Annotated in this window: 9 protein-coding genes; 5 read left to right on the forward strand and 4 right to left on the reverse strand. The window is 55.8% G+C overall.

Annotated elements, in window-relative coordinates:
* Both VAE48_RS17115 and VAE48_RS17120 read right to left on the reverse strand, forming a co-directional pair.
* Positions 1-513: ribokinase (locus tag VAE48_RS17115; protein ID WP_322794551.1), on the reverse strand; the 513-nt coding region annotated here is incomplete at its 3' end.
* On the reverse strand, positions 510-1,511 hold the full coding sequence (locus VAE48_RS17120) for a LacI family DNA-binding transcriptional regulator (protein ID WP_322794552.1): 1,002 nt from the start codon (positions 1,509-1,511) through the stop codon (positions 510-512). The genes VAE48_RS17120 and VAE48_RS17115, both read right to left, overlap by 4 nt.
* A gap of 447 nt (positions 1,512-1,958) precedes the next feature.
* On the opposite strand from VAE48_RS17120, the gene VAE48_RS17125 reads away from it, so the two are divergent.
* A complete protein-coding gene (locus VAE48_RS17125; RefSeq protein ID WP_322794553.1) occupies positions 1,959-4,034 on the forward strand; it encodes a hypothetical protein in 2,076 nt (691 codons plus the stop codon).
* 47 nt (positions 4,035-4,081) lie between these two features.
* Here VAE48_RS17125 and VAE48_RS17130 read toward each other — a convergent pair whose 3' ends face one another.
* Positions 4,082-4,432, reverse strand: a complete 351-nt coding sequence (locus VAE48_RS17130) for a DsrE family protein (RefSeq protein WP_322794554.1) — start codon at positions 4,430-4,432, stop codon at positions 4,082-4,084.
* A complete protein-coding gene (locus VAE48_RS17135) occupies positions 4,432-6,489 on the reverse strand; it encodes a PQQ-binding-like beta-propeller repeat protein (protein WP_322794555.1) in 2,058 nt (685 codons plus the stop codon). The genes VAE48_RS17130 and VAE48_RS17135 overlap by 1 nt, the downstream gene beginning before the upstream one ends.
* 213 nt (positions 6,490-6,702) lie before the next feature.
* Between VAE48_RS17135 and VAE48_RS17140 the strand changes: the two genes are divergently transcribed.
* The 4 genes from VAE48_RS17140 to VAE48_RS17155 form a co-directional block, all read left to right on the forward strand.
* Positions 6,703-7,686: a sugar-binding transcriptional regulator gene (locus VAE48_RS17140; RefSeq protein WP_322794556.1), complete on the forward strand. Its 984-nt coding sequence runs from the start codon at positions 6,703-6,705 to the stop codon at positions 7,684-7,686.
* 2 nt (positions 7,687-7,688) lie between these two features.
* Positions 7,689-8,696 carry a thiamine pyrophosphate-dependent dehydrogenase E1 component subunit alpha gene (locus tag VAE48_RS17145; protein WP_322794557.1) on the forward strand — a complete coding sequence of 336 codons (1,008 nt, stop codon included), beginning with the start codon at positions 7,689-7,691 and terminating at the stop codon, positions 8,694-8,696.
* Positions 8,689-9,675, forward strand: coding sequence for an alpha-ketoacid dehydrogenase subunit beta (locus VAE48_RS17150; protein ID WP_322794558.1), 987 nt, complete (start codon positions 8,689-8,691; stop codon positions 9,673-9,675). Before VAE48_RS17145 ends, VAE48_RS17150 begins: the two co-directional genes overlap by 8 nt.
* An 8-nt stretch (positions 9,676-9,683) precedes the next feature.
* The coding region (locus VAE48_RS17155; RefSeq protein WP_322794559.1) for an E3 binding domain-containing protein at positions 9,684-10,410 on the forward strand (727 nt) is incomplete at its 3' end.

Raw genomic sequence — 10,410 nt, forward strand, 5'->3', positions numbered from 1 at the left:
CAGCGGGCGTGCCGGCGCCGGGTTGAGCACTACCGGAATGCCGCGCCGCCGAGCCAGTTCAGCGGCGGCTTCGACGGCCTCCAGCGGACATTCCAGCTGCATCAGCAGCAGGCTGGCGCCTTCAAAGGCGGCTGCCGCCTGCTCAATATCCTGCGGCGAAACCTGCATGTTGGCGCCGGAGGCGACCACAATGGTGTTTTGTCCGGCTTCATCCAGGGTGATGAGAGCAACACCGGTTGCGGCATGGGGATCACGGCGGATGAAGGTGGTATCCACCCCGTCCTGCCGGGCGGTTTGCAGCAGGGCATCCCCAAAGGCGTCCTGGCCGACTCGGCCGATCATGCGCACCCGGGCGCCCAACCGCGCGGCAGCCACTGCCTGATTGGCGCCTTTTCCACCCGGAAACGTCTGGAACTGGCTGCCGATCAGCGTTTCTCCGGGGCGGGGGTGGCGCGGTGCGCGCACCACCAGATCCATGTTCAAGCTGCCAACAACAACAAGGGTATGATTCATGCGATCCTCCGTGTGGATTGACGTTCCACCAACCGGATGGGCAGGATGCGGGTGCGCGCCGGCAAGCCGGGATCGGCAATCCGTTCCAGAAGCAGCTGCACGGTGGCATCGGCCATGGCGTTTTTATCCTGACGGATGGTGGTGAGGGGCGGGGTAACATAGGAAGCCAGTTCGATGTCATCGTAACCCACCAGGGAACAATCTTGAGGGACTTGCAGGCCGGCTTCAGCCAGGGCGCGCAATGCGCCGATCGCCATCATATCGTTGCAGATGAAGAAAGCCGTCGGGCGGGGGGCGCTGTGGAGCAGCTGGCTGACGGTTAGATAGCCGGAATGGGGGTGAAAATCGCCTTTTCGGATGAGGGATTCGTCCACGGGGAGGGAGCGTTCCTGCAGTGCCTGCCGGTAGCCGATCACCCGCTCGGCGCTGGGGGTGAGGTTGGAAGGGCCGGTGATGCAGGCAATGCGCCGATGACCGAGGTCTAACAGGTAGCGGGTGGCGGTCAGGCCGCCCTGCAGGTTATCGGTGAGCACGGTATCCACATCCAGGCCGGTCAGGCGGCGGTCCACTACCACCACCGGCAGACCGTCGCGCACCAGCTGTTCCAAAGAGGGGCTGTGATCGCCGGTGGCGACAAAGATCAAGCCGTCCACCTGCTTGTTGACCAGCACATCCACATAAACCTGCTCTTTGGTCAGTTCGTTTTCGCTGTTGCCGAGGATGACGTTGTAGCCGTTGCGGAAAGCGGAGTCTTCAATGGCGCGGGCAATTTCGGCAAAGAAGGGGTTGGCGCTGTCGGGCAGGATCAGGCCGAGGGTGCGGGTTTCACCGCGGCGCAGCGAGCGTGCCAGCACGTTGGGGCGGTAATTGAGTTCGGCCATGGCGTCCAGCACGCGCTGGCGGGCATCGGCGGAAACGAAGCGGGTATTGTTGATGACGTGGGAAACGGTGGTGGGGGAGACCCCGGCACGCGAGGCGACCTCTCGAATGGTGGGCATACATCCTCCGCAAACGATTGCGCAAACGTTTGCGTAATCAGTATAGCAAAAAGAATCGGGCGAGTCAAGCAGGTTTTTTGGGAAGGATGCAAAACAAAATTCAAAATTGACTGGGTAATTGAATATTCACTGCTGATCTACAGACATCCAAAACTGACCTTAATCTCAGCACTAGGAATACAAACAACGACCCACCTGCTCAGTTAGGGTATTCAAATTAATCATCGCGATTAAGGACATCAAAGGTTTTGTAGATTAAATTTCGAGTGTCCTGTTATGCTCTACTCCTCAATTGTCAGTCATGTTATTCTAGGCGTGAATCAGGCCGTGATATACTTATTGTCAAGAAAAGAGACATTTTAATGTTGACCTTTTACAATGTTGATCAGTGTTTGATACCTCGCTTTACAGTAATTCCTTTTGTAAAAATCTCTATCGAGGTACCACATGAAAAATCCAAATAGTCTACGTTCGATTCACCCATTTGTATCGAAAATAATTGTTACAGTTTCAGCTTATTCGGCTATTTTGATTCCCGCAGTTCTATCATATCTTTTACTTGCCCACAAATTTGGATTTTATAACGACGATTGGTATCTCTTGTATGGACTAAACTCTCAAGGTGTTGAGAAATTAATTGATATCTTTGCAATTGACCGTCCGGCGCGCGCCTATCAATTTAGCATGTTTTATTCTTTTTTTAGTAATAATGCCCCATTGTATAGCTACAGCGCTTTTGTTATTCGTTCCTTGGGGGCATTGGCATTTTACTGGATATTAAGAATGATATGGCCCCACCAAAAAATTGGGGCTGTGATAATCAGCGCATTGTTTCTTATCTATCCGGGGTTTTTAGACCAGCCGAACGCGTTTGACTATCAATCACACATCATTGCTTTTTCTGTAGCACTAATTTCAATAGGCTTGAATATAAAAGCTTATTTCACGCACTCTCTACCAATAAAAATCACCCTGTTGATCTTTTCTGCAGTACTGGCACTTGGTTACATGTCACTAATGGAGTACTACATTGGAATAGAAGGATTTCGTTTCATCCTACTGTTTTACTTATGCAGGAAAAACAAGGTGGGTATCAAGAAAAACTTTTTGGGACAAATTGCAACTTTATTATTTCATGGTGGTTTGTCCATGATTGCATCGGCGTTGTTCCTTTTTTGGAGGGTATTTCTTTTCAATAACTTACGCAGTACCACAGACATCGGTTCCATGCTCAACGACTTAACAGCATCGCCATTTCTAAGAGCTCTTAGAATGACTAGCTACCTTTTGCAAGATTTTTTTAATATAACTTTCTCTGCATGGGCCGTACCCACCTATGATCTTGTATTTCCCCTGAGACAAAGAGATTTTTGGTCAGCTGCAATAACAGGCGGTATAGCGATGCTTTTATTTTTTCTATTCGTCGCGATAGGACTTTCAAAATATTCTAGTTGCGTAGATAGTAAAGAAAAAGATGAGTACACTTGGAGTAAAGATATTCTGATTATTGGCAGCTTGACAATCATAATCTCTTCCCTTCCTCATGTTTTTGGTAATCGCCATGTAATTTTCGATAATTTTTCTCGGTTTTCTCTTCCTGGCTCAATTGGGGGTGTGATGGTCATTGTCGGTTTGATATTTCTGATACAAAAGAATAAGACCCGATTAATTTTGTCCAGTTTATTGGTCGGTATAGCCGTGACTGTCCACTTTGCCAATGCAACCCATTTTGTCAGTACATGGCAGTCTATTCGAACCTTTTGGTGGCAAATGGCCTGGCGTGCCCCTGATGTTAAGTCCGGTACAGTACTGTATGTCCGTTATGCGGATGCGAGCATACCAGAAGATTATTTGGTGTGGGGGCCTGCGAATCTAATTTATGATCAATCAAAAAAATCTCCAAACACTAATCCTTTAAAGATATCTGCGGTTGTGCCGAATCTTGATGCGATAAAGAAAATTCGCATTGGAAGCCAAGATACAAGAGAGCGACGTGGTTTTGTGACGATAATGGATTACGATAATACTCTTGTTGTAACAATGCCTTCGACCTGGTCCTGCTTACATGTTGCGAATGGGATGGCTCCTGAGTACTCTATCCATGATAGAGAGCAGCACTATCTGGTTGCTCCCTATTCCAAGATTGACAGAATAATCACAGATGGAGAAAGTGTTATTCCCCCAATGGACATATTCGGGCCTGAACCCGCTCATGAATGGTGCTACTATTACCAAAAGGCTGAGTTAGCTCGTCAGAAGAAGGATTGGCAGACAGTTTTGGATCTGGGTCGTAGTGCGCGCGAATTAGGTTTGCGACCGGCTGATTCAATTGAATGGATACCCTTCATTTTAGCAGAAGCATACGTTGGAAATCTCGATATTGCACTCGATTATACGAAAAGACTGGATAGTGATGCAACCCAAAAACTTTATTTATGTAACATGATTAGAACAACCCAAACCGAATATAAAACTCAATATCCAAAGGGATACGAGTTGTTAGAGTCGAGTTTCTGTAACTAAGTGGTTGTTTCCTGTTTTTAGATGATTGAAATTGATCGTCAATCCCCCTAAATTGTTATCACCTTGCCGGCGCGGCGCTGGGCTTCGATGATGTCGGTCATCCCGCCAATGATGCCGACCTGCACCTGTTCGGTCAGGTTGTAGTAATTCAGGCAGGTGCTGCACAAAATCAGGCGCACTCCTTTGGCTTCCAGCGAGCGCAGCGAATCCAGCACAGGCGAGCCTTCCACTGCCAGAAAAACCCCTCTGGCGTAAAAGCAGATCGCCGCCGGCAGGACATCGTTCTGGTCGAGCAGCTTGAAGTAATTGCCGATCAGTTTTTGCTGCAGCTCGGGTTCGGCATCCCCCATGCCGTTGCGGGTGATTAGAATGACGGTTTCGGAATCGGGTACGGACATCACTCGCCTCCTTCGATGACAATCTGCTCGGGGCTGGTCACATAGATGACCGGCCCGCCCTGGTACCACCCAATCTGACCGCGGATTTGCACGCGCTGGCCGGGGCGGTAGAGGGTTTCCGGCGGCTGGTCGAAAGCCCCCCAGTGTTCCTTCATGATGCGCACCACAAAGCGGCGCTGGTGCGGTTCAACAAAGGAGAGGTAGACCGCCTTGCCGTTGTTGAATACCCGCACCAGTTCGCCCTCGACGGCAGCCACCCAGCCGGCGTACAGGTGAGCCTGTTCGTGGGAAATCGGCTTATCCAGCACCGGCGGTTCAGCCGGCTGGTCGAGGTCGGCGGAAACGGGCAGCGCGGTCAGGCTGCTGACGGCGGGCTGGCCGTGTTCCAGCGCAACCACGGCCCCGTCTGTACTGACGAAGTAAATCGTATCGTTACTGACCACCCAGGCGGCGTACTCGCTCCAGTACTTGTCGTAAACCGTTATTGGTTTGCCTTGATCGTCTATCTCTGTTTCTTGCCAGTAAATGTAAAAACCGGGCGGCCAGTTGCGGGTGTTGATCAGCCCGCTGGCGCAGTAGTGACTGGTCAAAAAGCCGCTGCCGCAGGCGTCTTGATCCTGGGAGTTGGCGATGTGCGGCAGGTTGCTGACGCGGATGGGGTTGGTGGTGGTCGCGCCGCGCCCGGGCGAGCGGTCGGTGATCTGGTGGGCAATGCCGGCTTCCCAGTGGGCGGCAAAAATCATATCGCCGGCCATGCTGACGAAGGGCTGCTCATCGGTGGGAAAGTGGGTGTTTTGCATGAAGCGGACATCGCCGGCCTGAAATCCGCTCACCGTCTGGCCGTCGAGCATCATTTCGCCGAGATGGGAATCATAGCGCGAGTCGCACGGGTCTGCCGCGCAGGGGCCGGCGCGCACGACAATGTAGGCCGCTTCCTTGCCGTCCGCCAGACGGGCGATGACCGGCATCGGTCCCATCGGCAGGTAGCCGCCGTCCCCAAAACCGCCGTTGCCGACGTTGGGGATGAAGGCTTGGCTGCCGTCGCTCAGCCGCAGGGCGAACAAGGGCTGGTCGGAGCGGTTGTTCAAAAAGAACTGGCGTATCTGGCTGTTATTTTGCAAGTTATCCGGGTTGAAATTCCATATAGACTGCCAGTGCAGCCGGTAGCGGATGAACACCAGCCCGTGCTGTTCGGCGATCACCGGCCAGCCGTTTTTGACCTCGGCGAAACTGGAGTTATCGCCCGGATCACCGGGTTGGGTGGGGGTGGGTTTGACGCGCCAGCGGCGCGCGCCGCTGCTGGCATCTACGGCGTGAACGTACAAATCCTGGCTGGCAACAACGACAGTTTGGGCAGCAGGCGAGTAAGCCGGCGGGGTTTCCACCGGCGAGCCGGCATCGTACTGCCAGCGGAGGGTCAGGGTGGTGCGGTCAAGGGCATAGACCCGATTGCCCATGCTGAAGAAGACCGTCTCGCCGGCCAGGGCGGGCGGCAGAGGCAGCGGGCTGGCGCTGCCGGTGTTGTACTGGTTGAGGATTTGGCCGGTGGCGGCGTTCAGGCGGTAGAGCCGGCCGTTGGCGGAAACGACCAGCAGGGTGCCGCCGGAGGGGTCGTAGGCCGGCGTGGAGTTGACCGTCCCGATGCTGTTCTGCTGCCAGAGCACCTGACCGTTGGCGTTATTCAGGGCGTAAACACCGCGAGGACCGGCGGCAACGTACACCCGCCCGCCGCCGGTCACCGGCTGGACATTGCGCGGCAGCCCAAACTTGCCGCTGGCAACCTTACCCTGCCCATCCGGGCCGTTCCAGATCCACTTCAGCCGCCAGGGGGTCGCCACCACCTGCTGGGTGAAGCTGGTGCGCTGCGCATCGTGGGCGTGCTGCGTCCACTCCGTTGCGCCGCTTTGCTTGGCAATGAAGGGCAGATAGACCGGCGTTGAGCCGCTTTGCAGCAGGGGGGCGGCCAGACCGCTTATTGGAAGCGATGAAAAGATCAGCGCGGTCAAGATACATAGAAAAGTAAAAAGAAAAAGGGAAAAGAACTTGCGCGCGGGCATCGCCTTACTCCTTTCTGCCCGTCCGGGTGAAGAAAACGATTATAAAAATTATACGGAATAGCCGGAAGGCGCGAAGTTAACGTTTTTGTTAAGGAGTAAAGAGCCGGTGTTCACAACTTTTCCGCTCGTTGTCTAAATTCACAATTGTGAAAAAAATTCACAAATGTATTGTATTTTTCCTTACAATTTTGTAAATTATTGGAAATCCCGATTTTGCCACGACCCCCCGCCATGGAAACGCAGCGTATTGAACTGCTTGCCCGGATTGCCGAAATGTACTACGAGCAAAACCTGACCCAGAGCCAGATCGCTCAAAAGGTCGGTTATTCGCGTTCGATGATTTCGCGCATGATCAGCGAGGCGCGCGAAAACAACATCGTTGAAATCCGCATTCATTACCCGCTGCAGCGCGTGCGCGAACTGGAAATCTATTTGCAGGATGCGCTGCGTCTGAAAGAGGTGCGGGTTTTACAGCGCGGGGCATTGACCCACACCGAAATGCTGCGCCGCCTGGGCGCCATGGCCGCTTTGATGCTGGAAGAGCACCTGCACGAACACATCACCATCGGCACTTCGTGGGGCACCGCCCTGTTCGAAACGGTCAACGCCGTGCGCACCCAAACCCTGGAAGGGCTGCGGGTGGTGCAGATGATCGGCTCGCTGGGCACCCCCAACCCGGATATTGACGGGCCGGAGCTGGCGCGCCGTCTGGCGCGGCTGCTCGGCGGACAGTATGCGACCATGCCTCTGCCGTTGATTGTGGACAGCGAAACGACCCGCACGGCTTTGTTGAACGCCCCCCACGTTCAACGGGTCATTCATCATTTTTCGCAAATTGACCTGGCGCTGGTGGGGGTTGGCACGGTGGATTTTGAATATGCCAGCCTGCTGCGCGCCGGTTATCTCGATTACCGCCAGCTGGAATCCCTGCGCGAGGCCGGTGCAGTGGGGGATGTGTGTGCCATTCACATTGACATTCAGGGCAACCTGATTGATACCCCGCTGACCCGCTGCATTGTCGGTGTGGATGCCGATACGCTGCGCGGTATTCCGGTGCGGATCGGGGTGGCAGGCGGGCAGTCCAAAGCGCTGCCCATTCTGGCAGCCAGCCGGGCAGGCTTCATTAACCATCTCGTGACCGATGAAATTGCTGCACTGCGCATTCAGAAATACATTGAAGGAGAAAAGGCAAAGTAATTATGGAATGGACTTCTCTGGTGGAAACCGAAATTTATCAGCCGAATCACCAGCGGCTGATCGAAGAATTGGGAGAACCCCGCCTGCGGGAGTGGGTTCTGCAGATGAATATCATCCGCGCCTTTGAAGAAAAAGCCGAAGACCTGTTTGCGCGCGGGCTGGTGCACGGTACCATGCACCTGTCCATCGGGCAGGAAGCGGTTGCCGTAGGCGCTTCCGCAGCCATGCAGGATGGCGATTACCTGCTCAACCACCATCGCGGACACGGGCACTGCCTGGCATGGGGCAGTGATGTGCGCCTGATGATGGCCGAGTTTTTGGGCAAAGAAACCGGCTACTGCCGCGGGCGGGGCGGTTCGATGCACATTGCCAATGTGGAGATGAACAACCTCGGCGCCAACGGCATCGTCGGCGGCGGCATTCCCATTTCGGTCGGGGTCGGCTTGAGCATCCGCAAACGCAAAACCCGGCAGGTCTGCCTGACCATCTTCGGGGACGGCGCTGCCAACGAAGGTGCGTTTCACGAATCGCTGAATATGGCCAGCATCTGGGATTTACCGGTCATCTACCTGTGCGAAAACAACCAGTATGCCATGTCCATGCCGGTTCAAAAAGCCTTCAACATCCGTTACATCAGCCAGCGGGCGTCTGCTTACGGCATTCCCGGCCTGACCGTGGACGGCAACGATGTGCTGGCGGTGTATGACGCGGTGCGCACCGCCGGCGAACGGGCGCGCAGCGGGGAAGGGCCGACGCTGGTAGAAGCGCTGACCTACCGCTGGAAGGGACATTCCAAGAGCGACCGCCAGGCCTACCGTACCCGTGATGAGGTCAAGGAGTGGCAGGCGCGCGATCCGATTCACCGCCTTGCCCATTTGCTGGATATGAGCGAAGCCGAGTACGAGGAAATGGTCAAAAAAGCGCAAGCCGTTATCGAAGACGCCGTCGAATTTGCCAACGCCAGCCCGGAACCCGATCTCAGCACTATTCTGGAGGGAGTTTATGCGTGAAATCACCTACGTCGAAGCCATCCGCGAAGCCCTCTTTCAAAAAATGAGCGAGGACGAAACCGTCTTCCTGATCGGCGAGGATATTGGTGTGTACGGCGGGGCGTTTGGTGCCACCGCCGGGCTGATTCAGCAGTTCGGTGAGGAGCGCGTGATAGATACTCCCATTTCGGAGGCCGGCATTGCCGGGGCGTGCATCGGCGCGGCGCTGACCGGTTTCCGCCCGGTCGGTGAGATTCAATTCATGGATTTTGTCACGCTCAGCATGGAACAGCTGGTGTTGCAGGCTGCCAAGATCCGCTTCATGTTCGGCGGCAAAGCCAAAGTGCCGTTTGTTCTGCGCATGCCGGGCGGTTCCGGCACCGGAGCGGCGGCGCAGCATTCTGAAAGTCTGGAAAACTGGTTTGTGCATGTGCCGGGGCTGAAAGTGGTCATGCCCAGCACTCCCTACGATGCCAAAGGATTGCTGATTGCCTCCATCGAAGATGATAACCCGGTCATTTTTGTCGAACACAAGCTGCTTTACAAGATCAAAGGGCCGGTGCCGGAAGAGATGTACCGCGTACCGCTCAGCAAAAGCCATGTGGTGCGCCCCGGCAAAGACCTGACCATTGTGGCGACTTCGATCATGGTGCAGCGCGCCTTGCAGGCAGCCGAAAAACTGGCGCAGGAAGGCATCGAGGTTGAAATCATTGACCCGCGCACGCTGCGCCCGCTGGATGATGAGCCGATTCTGGAATCGGTGGTCAAGACCGGCAAGGTGCTGATCGTGCATGAAGCCGTCAAAATGGCGGGTTTTGGCGGCGAGATTGCCGCGCGGATCGCCGAAAGTTCGGCGTTCGACTATCTGGAAGCACCCATCCGCCGTCTGGGCGGGCTGGATATTCCCATTCCCTACAACCGCAACCTGGAATATCATGCCGTGCCGCAGGTGGAAAATATTCTCGAAGAAGCCCGCAATCTGGCGGCGTTGAAGGTGTGAGGCGGAGCATGGCGCGCGAAGTGATTATGCCCAAATTCGGTTTCACGCAGGAGACGGCGGAGATTGTCCGCTGGCTGAAGAAAGAAGGCGATGCGGTGGAAGCCGGCGACCCGATTGCCGAGGTGACCACCGATAAGGTCAACATGGAAGTGGAAGCCCCAGCCAGCGGTATTCTTGCCGACCTGCGCTATAAAGAAGGGGATGTGGTGCCGGTCACCGAGGTGATTTGCTACATTCTGGCGCCGGGCGAACAGGCGCCCGCAGCGGCAGGTTCAGCCCCGCAGGCAACGGCTGCGCCGTCCGCGGCGGCGGAAGTGTCTGCTGCTGCTCCGCTGCAAAGTGCGCCGCAGGTTAAAGCCACGCCGCTGGCCGAGCGGATTGCCCGCGAGGCTGGGTTGGAACTGCAGGGCATTCAGGGCAGCGGTCCGAGCGGAAAGATCACCCGCCGCGATGTGGAAGCCGCGCTCAGCCGTCAGCCGGGCGGAAAAGTGCGCGCCGTACCGGCCGCGCGCCGCCTGGCGCGCGAAGCCGGCGTGGAGCTGGCGGATGTAACCGGCAGCGGGCCTGGCGGCCGGGTGCAGTCCGCCGATGTGCAGCGCTATCTTGCCAGCCAGCCTCCCGCCGGGGTGACAACCGCCTCTCCCGTGCCGGTCGAAGCACCCCAACCGGCCGCCGCTGCTCCGCCTGGGGTGGAACGCGCCCCGCAGCCGGCTTTTCAGGTGCTGCCGCTGGCCG

This window comes from Bellilinea sp. (assembly GCF_034432615.1).
Taxonomy (GTDB): Bacteria; Chloroflexota; Anaerolineae; order Anaerolineales; family Anaerolineaceae; genus Bellilinea.

Coding starts and splice junctions, on each gene's coding strand:
- VAE48_RS17120 (WP_322794552.1), bottom strand. CDS start 1,511: ATGCCCACCATTCGAGAGGTCGCCTCGCGTGCCGGGGTCTCCCCCACC.
- VAE48_RS17125 (WP_322794553.1), top strand. CDS start 1,959: ATGAAAAATCCAAATAGTCTACGTTCGATTCACCCATTTGTATCGAAA.
- VAE48_RS17130 (WP_322794554.1), bottom strand. CDS start 4,432: ATGTCCGTACCCGATTCCGAAACCGTCATTCTAATCACCCGCAACGGC.
- VAE48_RS17135 (WP_322794555.1), bottom strand. CDS start 6,489: ATGCCCGCGCGCAAGTTCTTTTCCCTTTTTCTTTTTACTTTTCTATGT.
- VAE48_RS17145 (WP_322794557.1), top strand. CDS start 7,689: ATGGAATGGACTTCTCTGGTGGAAACCGAAATTTATCAGCCGAATCAC.
- VAE48_RS17150 (WP_322794558.1), top strand. CDS start 8,689: ATGCGTGAAATCACCTACGTCGAAGCCATCCGCGAAGCCCTCTTTCAA.